The sequence below is a fragment of the Marinilabiliales bacterium genome (assembly GCA_007695015.1).
In the GTDB taxonomy this organism is placed as follows: domain Bacteria; phylum Bacteroidota; class Bacteroidia; order Bacteroidales; family PUMT01; genus PXAP01.
Genome location: REEN01000086.1, coordinates 1 through 16669, shown reverse-complemented (window position 1 = coordinate 16669; position 16669 = coordinate 1). Strand labels below are relative to the sequence as shown.

The window sequence follows — 16669 nt, the reverse complement described above, 5'->3', positions numbered from 1 at the left end:
GTGATTCCGCCAGGATTCGAACCTGGGACCCACAGCTTAGAAGGCTGTTGCTCTATCCAACTGAGCTACGGAACCGTCAAATCGAGCGCAAATTTAACAAAAAAAAACCAAATGCATTTATTGGTTATCTTTACACCAGGATTTAAAGCCCCGTCATGAACAGTATTAAGGAGAATTATCCTCTTAAAAGCCACAACACTTTTGGAGTCGATGTTAAAACGCGTTTCTTTTCAAGCCCCGGCAGTATAGAAGAAATTGTTTCACTGCTGGAAAACAACAGGGAATGCTTCCCCTTCATGATCATTGGAGAGGGCAGCAATATTCTTTTCACAAAAGATTTTAACGGGCTCATAGTCAAGCCTGCCTTAAAAGGGATTGAGGTGATCGACAATAACCGGGAACACTGTCTTGTTCAGGTTGGAGCCGGTGAGATATGGGATGAATTTGTGGAGTGGGCTGTGGTAAACAATCTTGGAGGGGTGGAAAACCTGTCACTCATACCCGGGTCGGTTGGATCCAGCCCCATCCAGAACATCGGGGCGTACGGCGCTGAAGTCCGCGACGTCATCGAAAAAGTAAACTATCTTGACCTGGAAACCTTTGATTTGAAATCGGCTTCAGCTTCCGAATGCAACTTTGAATACCGTAGCAGCATTTTCAAAACCCACCTCAGGAACAAGACAGTCATAACCTCGGTGGTTTTCCGGCTCAGTCACTTCCACAAGATCAATACCACATACGGAACTCTGAACGAAGAGGTAGGGAAAACAGGTGTATCTGATATCAGGGCAATCCGGAACGCGGTCATTAAAATAAGGAATTCAAAACTGCCCGACCCCAAAATAACCGGAAATGCCGGAAGCTTTTTTAAGAACCCCGTTGTCAGAACAGATGTGGCAGACCGGATAAGTGAGAGTCATAAAGCAATGCCTTCCTATACCCTTCCAGGCAATATGGTAAAGCTGCCTGCAGGATGGCTTATTGAGCAGTGCGGCTGGAAAGGCAGAAAAGTGGGTAATGCAGGGATTCACGAAAAGCAGGCGCTTGTCCTGGTCAATCATGGTAACGCCAGCGGAATGGAGATAAAAGAGCTCGCCGGCAAAATAAGTGAATCGGTATTTGAAAAGTTCGGCATAACCCTTGAGCCAGAGGTCAATATAGTCTGACGATGTCAGTCAGCCGCTGCATCCATTATGGCCTTCTCCGCATCCCTGAGTATTTCAAGTGCGGTCTCCCGGTTGGTCGACTCCGCATATGTCCGCAAAACAGGTTCGGTTCCTGAGGCCCTTATCATGACCCATTCATCTTCACCCAGAAAGAATTTGTACCCGTCCAGATCTTCTGTTCTCCGCACACTCCTTTTTCCGAAATGACTGAACTGACCATTCCTGCATTTTTCTGTTATTTTGGCTTTTGCCTTTTTCCCGATATTCAGGGCAGACCGCTCAAAAGCAAATTTTCCGGTCATGCCATAAACCTCCTCCAGCAGATCGCTCACAGATTTTCCGGTTTCAACCATAAACTGCCAGATAAGAAGCCCCATCCAGATCCCATCCCTCTCGGGCATATGAGATATCACACCTATACCGCCTGACTCCTCACCTCCTAAAAGCACCTTTTCATTGAGCATTACACTGCATATCTCCTTGAACCCGATCTTTACCCTTTGGACTTCCAGGCCATAATAGGCACACAGCTTCTCAATCTTGGATGTGGATGAGAAACCGGTCACCACTTTTCCGGTATATCCCTTGTATTTATGCAAATAATGGATCAGGAGCAGCATAATATTGTGGGAGTCTACATAATTGCCAAACGCGTCATACATCGCAATACGGTCGGCATCGCCGTCAACGGCGAGTCCGCTGTCTATTTTTCCGTTTTTCCTGATAAAGGAGGAAAACCTTTTCAGGTTTTTGTCAAGAGGCTCAGGGGGGATTCCCCCGAAGGAATAGTCCTGCTCACAATTGACAAGATGCACACCGGGCAGTAGCCGGCTGATTACCCGCTGGCCGGCGCCATACATTGCGTCATAGGCGAAAGCAAACCTGGAGTTGCCGATCATCTCAAGGTCAAAATTATTTCTTACATGTTCAGTATAATCATCCTCAAGGTTTACCGGGATTATCATTTTCCTTTCCAGGTATTCGTCAAAATGGAGAGATTCGAGATGTATCTCATTAAGTTCAGGGATGAGTGTTTCAATGGTCCTGGTATCCTGTTCAGGCAAGGGTCCCCCATAAGGTCCCTTGACCTTGAAACCATTATAATGGTAGGGATTATGACTTGCCGTTATCACAACTCCCAGGGAGGCATTCCTTTTTATTACACCATATGATACCATTGGAGTGGTTACAAAAGGGTCTGCCAGGTATACCCTGATACCGCTATGCGCGAATATCTTGGCAGCAGTCTCCGCAAACATCTTACCTCCGAACCGGGTATCGTACCCGATAACCACGGATGCGTCCTTCTCCTTTTCCTGGTTTATAAGCCACCTTGCCGTGCCACGTGATATCCTTGCAACATTGCCTACGGTAAAACCATCGGCTATAACAGATCGCCAGCCGTCTGTTCCAAATCTTATATTATCCATTATTTCAATTTTGCGTTTTCACCAATTTTAGAATAAAGATAAAAAAATCAGCGAAAAACACCCCTTTGATTTAAAGCATTCCGGTACAGCCTGGCATTCCGGTTATGTTCCGCCAATGTCCTTGCAAATCTGTGATATCCGGAAAAATCCTCACGGGCACTGAAATAGAGATAATCATGCCTCTGTGGGTTCAATACGGCATCTATGGCCTGAACAGGGGGGACTGTGATAGGACCCGGCGGCAATCCGCCATACATATATGTATTGTAGGGGGAGTCGGCTTCAAGGTGTACCCGTAATATCCGGTTGACGGTAAAATCGCCAATGGCGTATTTTATCGTCGGATCTGCCTGGAGGCGCATACCCCTTTTCAGCCGGTTAAGGTACACTCCGGCTATCACAGGCATCTCATCCGCCATAACAGTTTCTTCACTGATAATGGATGCAAGGGTGCTTACCCCTGATCTGTCAAGTCCGGTCTCTTCTCTTTTTTCATCACGTTCACCGCTCCAGAAGCGATCGTACTCCCTTCTCATCCGTTGCAAAAACTGCTCAGCAGAAGTGTTCCAGTATACCTGGTATGTGTTAGGAATAAAGAGACCGGGAATGGTTGCCCCGTCAAACCCGATAGAAGCAATAAATTCACTGTCACGTACAAGCTCAACAATAGCGGTAGAGTCTGCTTCAATCTGGCGGCCTACCACAGAAGCTATCTCCTCGATGGTACGGTGACTGATAAAGACCAGGTTAACCGGCACCTGGGTTCCGGACCGCAGCATGTTTACCAGATCATTATTGTTCATCCCGCTGGTCAGCCGATAACGCCCGGGGTTTACATTATTCCTGTAGTTCTTCCTCCCGGCGACCCACTCAAGAGTTGCCCGGTTCACAATAAAACTGTTTTCTTCAAGCATATCGAGTACCACATCCATATCTGATCCTGTGGGTATGTTCAGAAACGCATATTCGGCTTCGCCGGTGGTCACATTTGGCCTGAAGACGGTATGCCAGAGGAGATATGCAGATCCTGCACCGGCCAGAAGTACCAGCAGTGACATAATTACCAGTACCCTCTTGAAAAGCGGTCTCTTTACGGTTTTTGTTTTCCTGCTCATTTTTGTTCTTAACAGATTGAGGCCCCAAAATTAATACAAAAAACGTTTTTCAGATAAAAATGTTTTGGGGCAGCAAGCAAAAACAGCATGTCCATGAGCCGGTAACTTCATATTAAGGCACAGCCTCAGAAAAAGATGATACCATAGTGATGTGCAAGTGCTGTAAAGGTATATGAAAGCGCAAGAGACAGCAGGGGAGCAATTATCCAGACAATCCAGAATTTTTGCACAGTCCGCGACACTATGACCTTCTTCCAGCCCATTTTTGATATGCCCACTGCAATTATGGCAAAAGTATTCAACTGGACCAGGGAAGTAGGTATGCCCCTGGTTATTGATGCAAGCAGCAGCAATGTAGCTGTTACAATGGAGATCAGTGACGCGCCTACAAGTCCGAATTCAACTATTCCCTTGCCGGTTGAATGGAGTAACCGGTAACCAAACAGCGAACTGCCTATGGCAAAACAGGGCGCAATGATCAGGGTTGTGACTGTTATTATAACAATAAAGTTATCCTCACTGCCGGCATCAATACCCAACTCATTAAGTACCATGGAAGCTATGGGACCTGAGGCATTTGCAACGTTGTTTGCCCCTATGGCAAAAGCAACGTAGCAGGATGAAACAAATACCAGCCCCTTGAGAAGAAAGTGGTTCGATATCTTCTCGTAGTCTATGTCCTTGGAATCCCTTATCCTCCGGTAAAGGAGCTTTCCAATGAGAAGGGTGACAACAAAGGATACGACCGGCAGAATAAACCAGGTGGGAATAATTTCATACAGCAGCTTGGGTGAATTAAGCTGCTGGTAGAAGATAGCGGGACCGGAAATGGCAAAAACCGTTGCCTGACTGGTGGATTGCGGTACAGCCAGATAATTGGATATCAGCAGCGTAATACCAACTGAGAAAAGTACGATGGTAAGTATGTCAGGGGTAAGCATCTCCTGAGGGATAAGCTCCCGGCCCATTGTGACGCCAACCTGCTTGCCGGCAACTATTGCCCCCAGTAGCACAAACAACCCGAAAACCCCGGGAATAGCAAGTCTTTTGATGATATTTGCCCCATAGGCGGCAGAGAACGATGGAGCGGTTCCGCTTGCTCCCATGTTTACAGCAAGAAACATTGCCGCGATAAGTGGTAGTAATAATTCGCTGTACAAATCCTTAATTTTGACAAACTGAACAAATAATCTCTGCCTGCAAAAACGCAAGGTAAATATAAAAAAAATACCTGTTTTAACAGGAATTTTGTATATTAGGATGCTATAATAATCATAAGTATGACCTGAAACCTCTACAAAATGTCCGATATACTTTTTAATTACCTGAACCGGAGGCTGCAGCATTCCGAAGGTACAGATGTTGTTGTCCCCAAGGAGCCCGGTCCCGTAATCACCATCTCAAGACAAAGCGGTTGCTCGGCAAGAAGATTGTCAGAAAAACTGGTAGAAGAGCTGAATAAGCGGACAGCCGACCAGAAAAAGAGGAAGGAGTGGGACTATATTAACAAGGAACTCCTTGAAAAAGCTGCAAGGGAACTGGATGTTAAACCTTCGGAGATTGCATATGTTTTCAAATACCAGGAACGAAATGCACTGGGCGACATTTTTGCTTCCTACGCAAATAAATATTATAAAAGCGACAGGAAGATCAGAAAAACAATTGCCGATGTTCTCCGTGCCGTTGCGTCAGAGGGTAATATTATTATAGTTGGTCGTGCAGGTGTTGTTCTTACCAAGGAGATAATGAAATCCCTTCATATTAGCCTTGAAGCACCTCTGGAATGGCGAAGCCTTATGATCAGCGAAAGATATGACCTCTCTTTTGCTGAAGCCAGAAAATCAGTAATTGAGATGGATAAAAAGAGACAGCGGTTCAGGGAGTCATTTGAAGGGCGGAATACCGACTATACATGGTTTGACGTCACTTTTAACCGTATGTCACTAACAGAAAAAGAGATAATTGAGGCCATCATTAAAATGATGGAAACCAAAAAGCTTATCTGATAAACTTGACCCGCCACATCTTCTGCCAGAATATTACTGCAGCAGATATACTAAAACATATCTGCTGTGCCAGCGTGATATATTTTCAAGCCCAGAATGCTTGTAAATATTTTGCTGCAACTAATATATTAGTTATATTTGAATAATTAATATTGACGGTTATGAACAGATCAATTCTTTTTTCACTTGTTATGCTGGCAATACCATACAACTTACAGCCGGCTGTTATGCATTCAGGGGATATTCCTTCAGTAAGGGCCCTCATTGCCGGTGAATCTTACGATGAAGCCCTGAGTATCATTTACTCCATGCAGAAAACAGATTATAATGACAAGGACCTCTGGTACCTGGGGGGTATTGCGCACAACAGAATGATGAGACAGGACAGTGCGCTCTACTACCTGACACGGGCACAGGGACTGGACAGCACCGACAGGCAGATTGCAGGCGCCCTTGCCTCGGTATACGCCTCATTACGGCAGTCTGCCAGAGCCCGGGAGATCTACGCCGAAATGATCAGGCAGGATTCAACACTGTTAATGCCATATATTCAGATGGCAGCAATTCATATGAGAGACAATGAGCCCAGGGCAGCCCTGGAAATATACCTTCAACTGCACGCGATGGAACCGGGAAACCCGGGTTTTGTAAAAAGCATAGCCGATTGCTACAGGCGGTCGGGCAACGAGCTTCAGGCTGTCAGGTACTACAGAAGAGCACATTCAATGAACAACAGCGATCTTTCAATTAACCTTGCCCTGGCAAGTCTTTTTGCAAGGATGAAAGATTTTCAGGGCGGACTCGATATTGCAGAAGCAGGTCTTTCTGTCGATGGTTCGCATGCTGAGCTTCTTTTCTGGAGTGGATTCTTTAATTATGCACTTGGCAGGTACTCATCAGCTATCATAAGGCTGAACCAGGCTGAAGAGAACGGGAACGAATCAATAATGGTATATCAATATCTGGGTATCAGCCACTACCTGATGAAAAATTATGAGAAGGCCCGTGATTACCTGGAACAGGTTATCACCGCAAATGTAAATGATCACAGGCTTTACACTTACCTGGGAAGAATATATATGCAGCTTAAGGATTATGAAATAAGTGAAATATACTTTTTAAATGCACTTGAGGTACTCAAACCCGATACAAAATCCATAATCGACACGTACCTGAACCTGGTCGATTCATACAGGCTGGAAGGCTCATGGGAGAAGATGGCCGATGCTTACAACTCGGCTATGCATCATGATGGCAACAACCCTTATCTTCATTACGGACTTGCATACACCTTTGATAACCACCTTGACCGGCACGATGATGCCCTTGAATTCTACTCAATGTTCATAGAAATTGTATCAGCATTCGCTGATCCGGGAAATGAGCTTCTGTCTCTCATGGATTATGCACAGGCAAGGGTAAAAAGGATCAGGGAAGAACAATTTTTTCAGTAACCGTACGGGACCGCACAAAACCTTTTTATCTGTTCCTTGTTATATTTTACAGGAGACATAATGTCTCCGTATCATTTCTACAAAAAACTCTGTTTTATAAAAGATGTCGGCAAGATATAAGGCGGTAATTCTTCTGCTTCTGTCAGTCAGCTATCACTCAGTCTCACAGGTAACCGGCAGGATAACCGATAGGGTAACCGGAAAGCCTGTTCCCGGTGCTGCAATAGTATTCCGGGAAAACGCAGGCGGGACGGCCTGCGATCATGATGGTTTTTTCCATACCGTGCAGACAGGCACAGCTACAATAAGCGCCGTGGGGTACCATGCAAAATACGTGGTACTTACAGATACCGGCGATACCCTTTTTTTTACTCTCGTACCTGACAAATATGAGCTGGAAGAGGTAGTGGTGGAGGCCTTTAACAGGTCCAGAAGACTGGTTGACGTGCCCGGATCGATCACTCTTATTCAGGGCGCGCGCATAGAGAGGGAGAACCCGGTTACAGTCGTGCCGGTAATAAATCATGCACCTGGTGTGTTTGCACATTCGGGAGCTCTTAATACAAGCAGAATTACGATTAGGGGAATTGGTGCACGCGTGCCCTATGCAACAGGCAAGGTACGGGCATATCTCAACAATATACCGCTGACTAACGGTTCGGGCATAAGCATTATAGAAGATATAGACCCGTCACTGATCGAACGGACTGAGATAATAAAAGGTCCTGCAACCAGTGTTTACGGTGCAGGACTCGGAGGCACGGTCATACTCAGGGCAAAGGATCCGGCATTGCTCCCGTCAGGCATATCCAACAGTTTCCATACCGGATCATGGGACCTCTACAGGAACTCCCTGGGCTTCAATACCGGCAATGAAATATATGGGATCAACCTGCAGTACAACCATACACAGAGCAACGGGTACCGCCAGAATAACGAGTACCGGCGTAACGGACTAAGCATTGTGGGCCGGGCAATGCCTGAAAAGGGGCCTGATATAACTTTCCTGATGGTGTACACAAGCTTAAAGGCACATATCCCAAGCTCCGTAGACAGCACAACATTTGTTACTGACCCTTCGGCTGCGGCGCAAAACTGGCTGCGTACAAGAGGTTACGAAGATTACGACAAGCTGCTTGCGGGGGTGTCGGCGGACTACCGCATAGCCGGTTCGCTGAACGCGGGCTTCAGCCTTTTCAGCACAATTTACGACGAGAATGAACTGAGGCCATTCGATGTCCTTTACGAAGAGAGGGCATCAGTTGGCAGCCGGCTTAAACTGGTATATGACGGCAGACTTCCTTCCGGATCGTGGCAGGTTCTGGGCGGCGGCGAGCTCTTTTTTGAACAATACGGATACAGATCCTATGAGAATATCGGGGGAATTGGTGAGAAAGGAGGCCTCATAAGTGATAACAGGGAGCTTATATCCTACTACAACGTTTTTGCACAGGCCGATATCGATCTTCACCGGCTGAGAATTTCATCCGGTCTAAATATCAATTCAAGCAAAACCGACTACAGCGACCTGTTTAACCAGGCGCACAATGACCAGTCCGGCAGATACAGCTACGGCAATATAGTCTCACCCAGAATAAGTGCAAACTACCGCTATTTCATGAGTAACTCCCTCTTCCTGACTATAAGCCACGGGTTCTCCCCTCCTTCCCTTGCAGAGACCCTAACGCCTGAAGGGTTTATAAACCCGGGTATCAAGCCGGAGAGAAGCTGGAACATCGAGGGGGGAGTACGGGGCAACCTCCTTAATCATACGTTTTTCTATGATATAAACATTTATAGCATGAGGGTTTCTGACCTGCTCGTAGCCGAAAGGGTGGCCGAAGATGCCTGGGTGGGGAAGAATGCGGGTGAGTCACTGCACAGGGGACTGGAGGCGGAGCTGCAACTTGAGATTATCAGGAGGGATGAAGGCGCAGCTGCCGGCTGGTGGCAACCCGTGCGGCTGACCGTAAGTCCGAACATGACTGTCAACAATTTCATCTTCACAGATTTTGTTGACGACGGAATTGACTACTCCGGCAACTATCTTCCCGGCATACCCGGGACCGTATTCAATGCCGGATTTTACGGGGCCCTGAATGGGGGACTGTATGCACTGGTCAATCTTCGTTCAGTAGGCGCCATGCCGATGAATGACCTGAACAGCCTCTGGTCAGACAGGTATTTCCTTGCAGGTGCCACAGCCGGCTACAGGCACAGGTTCCCGTTCAACCTGAGGGGCGAAGCCTGGATATCTTCAGGCAACATCTTCAACCGCAGCTACGCATCAATGATCCTTGTCAATGCCCCGGTTTTCAATAACCGTCCCCCTCGTTACTACTATCCCGGCGATCCCAGGAACTATTCGGCAGGTGTAAAGGTCAGCTACGTTTTCAACTGATAAGGAACATCTGTATACAATATATTCGGATAAATTCCTCTCCTGTGTTATATTTGCACAGTAACCCTTCAGCTTAATCACAGAAAAAACTGACCGCTATGCCTCATAAGTTACTGGGCCTGACAGCAGTATTCGCATTCCGCCTGATCACGGCAACCATCCTTGCAGCATTAACCGCAATGGTGCCGGGTCAGCCCTCTCACACCGGAGCATACAATGTTGTTAAATACTCCGTAGCGATTGAGGTCAACGACACCACCAGCCATATCACCGGTAATGCTGGCATCCGGGTCATAACCGGAGGCGAGGCATCCGAGATCATTCTCGACCTGGTATCGGTAAACAGCGATGGCGCCGGGATGACTGTCGACAGCGTACTCAAAGATGGCACACGTGCAGGGTTCACTCATGAAGCAGACAGGCTGGTTTTGCCTGCTCCGGCCACCGATACAACTGTAACTGCAAAATACCGGGTGTACTACAATGGCATAGTGGATGACGGTCTTATTATATCGACCAACATGTACGGCGACAGAACCTTTTTCGCCGATAACTGGCCCAACCGCGCACACCAGTGGTTCCCCTGCATCGACCATCCCTCATCCAGGGCAGAAGTGGACTTTACCATAACCGCACCATCTCATTATCAAGTGATAGCAACAGGACTGCTTCAGAAGAGAATTAACCTTCCGGGGAACAGAACGGCACACTACTGGTCCTCTTCCGTTCCGGTTCCGACGAAAGTCATGGTCTTCGGAGCCGCTCCCTTTGCGGTGGAATACAACGGATACATTGACACTATACCTTACAGTAACTGGGTTTACCCCCAGAATGCATGTGAAGGTTTTGCATCATTTTCGGCCACACCCGGAATTCTTCGTTTCTTCACTGACCTGCTGGGGCCATACCCGTTCGAAAAGGTTGCCAATGTGCAGTCCACCACCCGCTACGGAGGCATGGAGAATGCAGGCAACATATTCTACCATGAGGCAGCTGTGGCTGGGGAGAGAGATTTGGAATACCTGATCGTACATGAGATGGCCCACCAGTGGTTCGGTAATTCACTGTCGGAAACCGACTGGCCTCACCTCTGGCTGAGTGAGGGACTGGCTACCTGGCTGACGGACTGGTACTACATGCAGAAGCATGGCGAACAGGCACTCAGGGAAAGGATGCAGAGCCACCGGCAAAGGGTGACCGGTTTTGCAAATACCAGGCTGGCTCCGGTTGTCGACCACCACCCCGGAAAGCTGACCGATATGCTGAACCCGAACTCCTACCAGAAAGGATCCTGGGTCCTGCATATGCTCAGGAGGAAGATCGGTGACGAGCTTCTCCTTGAAGGCATCGCTCAGTTCTATAAAGCTTACCAGATAGGGCATGCCTGCACTGAAAAGTTCATGAATGTAATGGAAGAGGTTTCCGGCACCGACCTGGAAGAGTTTTTTGATGACTGGCTCTATTCTGCCGGACATCCGGTACTCTCAAAAAATACCTCATTCAGCAACGGACGGCTCACCATGGAACTGGTACAGACCCAGCAGCACAAGATGGCATTCACATTTCCGCTCGATATAAGGTTTGTTTTTGAAGACGGCAGTGAGCAGGACCACACCTTCGATATCATCTTCAGAAGGCATGAGTTTGTAATAGACATGCCCTCCGAGCCGGCCAGGATAATTCTCGACCCCGATACCTGGCTGCTGTATGAACTGATATAACCCGGTATTCGCAATAGTAATGCACAATTGAACAACTAATTTAAAATACAACAAGATGCAGACAAAAGAGATTTTCAGCAGGTTATTTCTGGTATTTATTTGCTTTCCGGTGATCTTTGGCACTTCATGTGCAGGGACTGACAAAGGAGTCCTTGTGCCAGACCCGGGAGTCGTTTCTTTCACCTTCAGAGACCAGTTTTCAGAAGATGTGCCGGGCACCCTCGACATGATAAAGGAGATGGGTATTACCAATATAGAGTTTTCAAACCTTTTCGGAAAGACAGCAGAAGAAATGAGAGCGCTTCTCGATAAGAGGGATATGGTATGCACATCCTACGGCGTTGGATACAACAGGATTATTGATGATATTGAAGCGGTGGCACGTGAGGCCGAAATTCTCGGGGCAAAATACGTAAGGGTGGCTACGATTCCCTTTGAAAGGCCTGAGTTCACTATTGAAGATGCACAGAGGGCGGTGGCTGATTTCAACCGTGCAGGAGAGTATCTTTACGGGCAGGGTATCCATTTCTGCTATCACAACCACGGCTTTGAATTCTGGCCCTGGAAAGATGACCTTACACTGTTTGATTATATAGTTCAGAACACCAATCCCCAATATGTAAGCTTTCAGATGGACGTTATGTGGACAGTGCATCCCGGGCAGGATCCGGTTGAGCTTCTTGAAAGGTATCCCGACCGGTTCAGGCTGATGCACCTTAAGGACCTCCGCAAGGGAGTTACAGGTGACCTGTCGGGAAGCACACCCAGGGAAAATGATGTTGTTCTGGGAACAGGCCAGGTCAATTGGCCGGCGGTGCTGAAAGCCGCACAAAACACCAATATTGAGTACTACTACATTGAAGATGAGAGTCCGGATGTAATTGAAAGAGTGCCCAAAAGCAGGGAATACATTATCAGCATCAGCGATGATGACTGGCTATTATTCACTGTCACTGACCAGCTGTAAAAATCCGGTTTATACGGCCACCCGGTTTGTCAGGCAATGAAATACTGGAACAAATACCTGGTAAGAAGGGTTATCAGCAATACAAAAACCAGGTTGAGCCAGGCCCCTGCCTTCACCATCTGCGGAATAGTAATTTTTCCGCTTCCGTAAACAATGGCATTAGGCGGCGTTCCCACCGGGAACATAAAGACGCAGCTCGCTGCAACAGCAACAGGAATAGCCAGCTGGAGCGGGTCTTCGCCCATGCCTATGGCAACAGAGCCCATGACGGGCAGAAAGGCTGCCGTGGTTGCCGAATTGCTGGCCAGGTTTGTAAAGAGGATAACAACGAATGTAACAATAAAAATTACTGCAATAAACGGCAATCCATCAAGTCCCACGAAATAGCCGCCAATCCATTCTGCAAGTCCGGTACGCTGAATGGCGCCTGCCAGTGTAAGTCCCCCGCCAAACAAGATCAGGATGCCCCATGGCAGCCTGGAAGCAGCCTTCCAGGTAAGCAGGGGTTGGCCGGTTCTGAAGTTCAGGGGTACCAGGAAAAGAAGGAGTGCGCCGAAAATGGCAATTCCGGCATCGGTTAATCCCGGCATCCATGGTTCGACCAGGGGCCTTGTCATCCATAAAAAGGCCACGAAACCGAAAATTATTGCAACCATGGTCTCTCCAGTGCTGAATCGTCCCAGGCCCCTGACCTCATTGCGTATATACTCTCTTCCGCCGGGAAGGCTTTTGAAACGGACCGGAAAGGTGATATAGGTGAGCGAAAAAAAGATCAGTGGCAATCCCAGCACTACCACGGGTATTCCTATGAGCATCCACTCCATGAATGATATCACCACACCATATGATTCATTGACAAACCCTATCAGCAGCGCATTTGTAGGAGTGCCTATCACCGTTCCAAGTCCCCCGACATTAGCCGAATATGCGATGGAAAGCATGAGCGCCACTGCAAAATTATCATACTGGCGCCTGTCATAAATGCTGTTTTCACTGTTCCTGGTCAGTTCAATTACCGAAAGAGCAATAGGCAGCATCATCATGGTGGCAGCCGTGTTGCTGACCCACATGCTTATGACGGCCGTGGAGACCATAAACCCGAAAATTATGCTCCGGGGCCTGGAGCCGATAAGCCCGATAATATTAAGGGCTATCCGCCTGTGCAGTCCCCATTCCTGCATCCCTATGGCAAGCATGAATCCTCCCATAAAGAGAAATATCATCGGGTTGGCATATGGTGTCGCTGCCACGCTAACAGAGGAGATCCCGAACATCGGAAAAAGTACAAGGGGTATCAGTGCAGTGGCGGGAATCGGTATGGCCTCGCTTACCCACCAAACAGCCATAAGAACGGCTATTGCTGCCGTATACCAGCCTTCCTGGCTCAGTCCCTCAGGAGGGTGTGCGACAATCATCACAAGGAAGAGCAACAACCCCGCTCCCATTCCGGCAAACCTTTTCAGAAAAGGTGATTTTTCCACCGCCTTACCGCTATCATCTTTCCCCGGGTTATTGTTGCCGGGTTTATCTTCTGGATCAGCCAATGATATTTATTTTGAATTACTACTACAGACGGCAGACAGTCAGTCCCCCGTCAACCATAAAGACCCCTCCCGATGAGAAAGGGAAATTCCCTTCAGCCAGGGAGACCACTGCCAGGGCAACATCCTCAGGTGTTCCCCACCGGGGTTGTATATTCAGTCCCTCCCCGATGAGCTTGTCATATTTCCCGGTAACACCCGAGGTCATATCGGTCCTTATCACACCGGGCCTCACCTCATAAACCGGGATTCCGTATTCGGCAAGCCTGGCTGCCCAGATACTGCTGTGCATGGCAAAACCTGCTTTGGATATACAGTACTCGGCCCGGTTGGGAGAGACCACCGTGGCAGATATGGAACCTATGTTTATTACCATCCCGCTGAACGAACTGTCAGTTCCACGCTTTTCAACCATCATACCGGCAACATCCCGTGTCAGGAAGAAAGGCCCCTTCAGGTTGATGCGCATCACCCTTTCGTAACTCTCCTCGGTAACGGTCAGTGCATCCATCCTATCGAGCGGTGCCACCCCCGCATTGTTCACCAGCAGGTTGACAGCCCCGAACTCCCTTTTTAGTTTGTCAACGACCGACATCCTTCCCTCGGGTGTGCCCACATCGCCCCTGCAGTAAAGGACCCGGACACCTATTGCCCTGATCTTGTCAAGTATACCAGCCACAAGGTCCTCATCCCTTACCCCATTGACTGCAACATCATACCCTTTATCTGCCAGTCCGTTAGCTATAGCCAGTCCGATCCCCCTGGTGCCACCTGTAACAAGTGCTGTTTTTGCCATAATTTCAGTTTTTATCAATGCCCCTGAAAAAGGTGTAATAGGGTCCGTTATCTATGATACGCAACAGGTAGAGAGCCAGCTCACGCAGGTGGTAGTCCCCCCACATGGATGATTCGCCGCACGGTATTTTCCTGCCTGCCGGAATATTGTCCCACCCGTTGGGACGGTGGTAGACGGAGTGCAGCAGAAGGCCCTGGTGCCCGTTGTCCCTGCTGATATAGGGATCATCGAGCAATGTTTTTGCCACGGTCAGGCCGGCCCGGAAATAGCGTCCGCCATCCTCCTCCTGTCCACGTTTTTCAAGATAACGTCCAAGTCTCAGCAGTCCCTGGCCCGCTATTGCAGCAGCAGAGCTGTCGACCGGCTCGTATTCATTGAATGGGTCGGCTTTTACTGAAGTATAATCCCCCAGCCTGTAAAGCAGGGGCGCCCCTGTATCCCAGTATGGGATCCCGTCGGCCGATGTATTCGCTATGTAAAAATCGGATGTGGCCCGGGCAGCTCGCAGCATAACATTTTCTATATGCTGCCTTCCTCCCACCGGCTCGAGTTCATGGTCATCCAGGACTTCCAGGAATTCAAGCTGCTCGGCAAAACCACAAACAGCCCATGCAAGTCCCCGCGTCCACGTGGTAAAGGGCGAAAACCCCTGCTGTGATGAGGGACACCTGAACCTGCCGTCATTCACATTGAATATGGCTTCGTGTACTGTCCTCCCCCAAATATCCCAGGCATCCCGGCCCTCTCCATAATATACGCTGTATCTGGCAGTAGCATCTATATGCATTATCATTCTTTCGAGCAGTGATATCCTGACGTCATTCTCGGCAAAAAGTGAGTGCCCCAGCAGGTGAGCCGCGGCGAGCGCCCTCATAGACCTGATGGTGTCGACAAAGAGGGAGTGCGGACCATTGAAGGAGTATACAAATCCGCCTCCCCCGGGCGTTCCTGTCCACCTCACTGCCTGCACCGCGCCTGACGATTTTATGGCCAGATCATAAAATGACTTTTCCCATTCGCAGGATTCAATTCTTCCCTCCGAACATAGCCTTCTAAGCGCACCATAGGTGCTGATATTGTTAAAGCCGTGATCATGCACCCCTACATGGGTTATGTGCGGGGCCATAAGCTCAAGCGTGGCTTTTCTGCCCAGATCAAGGAACTCCTCTTCACCGGTGGCATCAAACTGCAGTATCTCACCGCCAAACTGGAATCCCTGTGTCCACTCGGTCCATCCCATAGTGGTATATTTGCCGTTTCGGGTGAATACCGGAGAGCCCTGCTCCGTATCGTACTCCTTCCTTATGAGTTTTATTTTTCCGGCACTCAGTTCCCACAGGCCCTGAAGCTTTTTTTTCAGATCGGCAGGCTTTATTTCATGATTGATTTGCATAGAAATAACATTTTTATTAAACCATCTGTTTCAGATCCGGAACATCTGCCCATACCCGTCTTCCCCATGCTTCAAGGGCGAGCTCGGCTAGCTGCACACCTTTTGCAGCCTCCAGCAGGTCCCACCTGAAAGGCCCATCCCCGGCAATATGCCTCAGAAAAAGTTCCCACTGGATCTTAAAAGCATTGTCAAATTCACCGTAAGAAGGCATCCTGGTCCACCCCTCTCTGTAGTCCACCGGATTATCGATGTCGGGGTTCCATACAGGCCGGGGTGTGGCATGGGCTGACTGTATCCAGACCTCCCTAAGGCCTGCCACGGCCGAACCCTTTGTGCCGTCAACCTGGATTGTGAGCAGGTCATCACGGCGGACCCGGGTGGCCCATGATGAGTTGATCTGTACAACTATCCCGTTCTCCAGTTCGAAAATGGCATAGGCTGCATCATCGGCGGTGGCCCTGTAGGCCTTTCCCTCCTCATCATACCTTTCGCCGATTTGTGTTGCACCAAGGCAGGTAAGCGACTTAACACTTCCGAACAGGTTGTCGAGCATGTACCTCCAGTGGCAGAACATATCAAGAATGATACCGCCTCCATCTTCTTTCCTGTAGTTCCAGGAAGGCCGCTGCGGGGGTATGGTATCGCCTTCAAACACCCAGTACCCGAAATCAGCCTTTAC

At 48.6% G+C, this 16669-nt stretch carries 13 protein-coding genes and 1 tRNA gene; 6 read left to right on the top strand and 8 right to left on the bottom strand.

Annotation, left to right across the window (positions count from 1 at the left end):
* Position 1: 1 nt before the first annotated feature.
* Positions 2-75, bottom strand: a tRNA-Arg gene (locus EA408_12060).
* Between the two features lie 80 nt (positions 76-155).
* Here EA408_12060 and EA408_12055 point away from each other — a divergent pair.
* Complete coding sequence (locus EA408_12055; GenBank protein ID TVR69934.1) at positions 156-1166, top strand: UDP-N-acetylmuramate dehydrogenase; 1011 nt, start codon at positions 156-158, stop codon at positions 1164-1166.
* Between the two features lie 5 nt (positions 1167-1171).
* On the opposite strand, the gene EA408_12050 is transcribed toward EA408_12055, so the two are convergent.
* The 3 genes from EA408_12050 to EA408_12040 form a co-directional block, all read right to left on the bottom strand.
* Positions 1172-2596, bottom strand: a complete 1425-nt coding sequence (locus tag EA408_12050) for a phosphoglucomutase/phosphomannomutase family protein (GenBank protein ID TVR69933.1) — start codon at positions 2594-2596, stop codon at positions 1172-1174.
* A 47-nt stretch (positions 2597-2643) separates the two neighbouring features.
* Positions 2644-3711 (bottom strand): endolytic transglycosylase MltG, encoded by a 1068-nt coding sequence (gene mltG / locus EA408_12045; protein ID TVR69932.1) that lies wholly within the window; start codon positions 3709-3711, stop codon positions 2644-2646.
* 125 nt (positions 3712-3836) lie between these two features.
* Positions 3837-4835, bottom strand: coding sequence for an anion permease (locus EA408_12040; protein ID TVR69937.1), 999 nt, complete (start codon positions 4833-4835; stop codon positions 3837-3839).
* A gap of 177 nt (positions 4836-5012) precedes the next feature.
* Here EA408_12040 and EA408_12035 point away from each other — a divergent pair, with 177 nt between their 5' ends.
* The 5 genes from EA408_12035 (at position 5013) to EA408_12015 (ending at position 12260) form a co-directional block, all read left to right on the top strand.
* Positions 5013-5717, top strand: coding sequence for a cytidylate kinase-like family protein (locus tag EA408_12035; protein TVR69931.1), 705 nt, complete (start codon positions 5013-5015; stop codon positions 5715-5717).
* A 161-nt stretch (positions 5718-5878) separates the two neighbouring features.
* A complete protein-coding gene (locus tag EA408_12030) occupies positions 5879-7171 on the top strand; it encodes a hypothetical protein (protein TVR69930.1) in 1293 nt (430 codons plus the stop codon).
* A gap of 103 nt (positions 7172-7274) precedes the next feature.
* Positions 7275-9572 (top strand): TonB-dependent receptor, encoded by a 2298-nt coding sequence (locus tag EA408_12025; protein TVR69929.1) that lies wholly within the window; start codon positions 7275-7277, stop codon positions 9570-9572.
* A 98-nt stretch (positions 9573-9670) separates the two neighbouring features.
* Entirely contained in the window at positions 9671-11293 is a 1623-nt protein-coding gene (locus EA408_12020; GenBank protein TVR69928.1) for a M1 family peptidase, read from the top strand.
* Between the two features lie 55 nt (positions 11294-11348).
* Positions 11349-12260, top strand: coding sequence for a sugar phosphate isomerase/epimerase (locus tag EA408_12015; GenBank protein ID TVR69927.1), 912 nt, complete (start codon positions 11349-11351; stop codon positions 12258-12260).
* A 29-nt stretch (positions 12261-12289) separates the two neighbouring features.
* Here EA408_12015 and EA408_12010 read toward each other — a convergent pair whose 3' ends face one another.
* The 4 genes from EA408_12010 to EA408_11995 form a co-directional block, all read right to left on the bottom strand.
* On the bottom strand, positions 12290-13705 hold the full coding sequence (locus EA408_12010; protein TVR69936.1) for a DASS family sodium-coupled anion symporter: 1416 nt from the start codon (positions 13703-13705) through the stop codon (positions 12290-12292).
* 121 nt (positions 13706-13826) lie between these two features.
* On the bottom strand, positions 13827-14597 hold the full coding sequence (locus EA408_12005) for a 3-ketoacyl-ACP reductase (protein TVR69935.1): 771 nt from the start codon (positions 14595-14597) through the stop codon (positions 13827-13829).
* Positions 14598-14601: 4 nt separating this feature from the next.
* The gene (locus tag EA408_12000) at positions 14602-15990 is read right to left on the bottom strand and encodes a glycosyl hydrolase (protein ID TVR69926.1); all 1389 of its coding nucleotides are present in this window, start codon (positions 15988-15990) and stop codon (positions 14602-14604) included.
* 16 nt (positions 15991-16006) lie between these two features.
* Positions 16007-16669 (bottom strand): gfo/Idh/MocA family oxidoreductase (locus EA408_11995; protein TVR69925.1); only part of this gene is annotated, 663 nt, incomplete at its 5' end.

Coding starts and splice junctions, on each gene's coding strand:
- mltG (TVR69932.1), bottom strand. CDS start 3,711: ATGAGCAGGAAAACAAAAACCGTAAAGAGACCGCTTTTCAAGAGGGTA.
- EA408_12025 (TVR69929.1), top strand. CDS start 7,275: ATGTCGGCAAGATATAAGGCGGTAATTCTTCTGCTTCTGTCAGTCAGC.
- EA408_12030 (TVR69930.1), top strand. CDS start 5,879: ATGAACAGATCAATTCTTTTTTCACTTGTTATGCTGGCAATACCATAC.
- EA408_12050 (TVR69933.1), bottom strand. CDS start 2,596: ATGGATAATATAAGATTTGGAACAGACGGCTGGCGATCTGTTATAGCC.
- EA408_12000 (TVR69926.1), bottom strand. CDS start 15,990: ATGCAAATCAATCATGAAATAAAGCCTGCCGATCTGAAAAAAAAGCTT.
- EA408_12040 (TVR69937.1), bottom strand. CDS start 4,835: ATGTTTCTTGCTGTAAACATGGGAGCAAGCGGAACCGCTCCATCGTTC.
- EA408_12015 (TVR69927.1), top strand. CDS start 11,349: ATGCAGACAAAAGAGATTTTCAGCAGGTTATTTCTGGTATTTATTTGC.
- EA408_12055 (TVR69934.1), top strand. CDS start 156: ATGAACAGTATTAAGGAGAATTATCCTCTTAAAAGCCACAACACTTTT.
- EA408_12035 (TVR69931.1), top strand. CDS start 5,013: ATGTCCGATATACTTTTTAATTACCTGAACCGGAGGCTGCAGCATTCC.
- EA408_12005 (TVR69935.1), bottom strand. CDS start 14,597: ATGGCAAAAACAGCACTTGTTACAGGTGGCACCAGGGGGATCGGACTG.
- EA408_12010 (TVR69936.1), bottom strand. CDS start 13,705: ATGGGAGCGGGGTTGTTGCTCTTCCTTGTGATGATTGTCGCACACCCT.
- EA408_12020 (TVR69928.1), top strand. CDS start 9,671: ATGCCTCATAAGTTACTGGGCCTGACAGCAGTATTCGCATTCCGCCTG.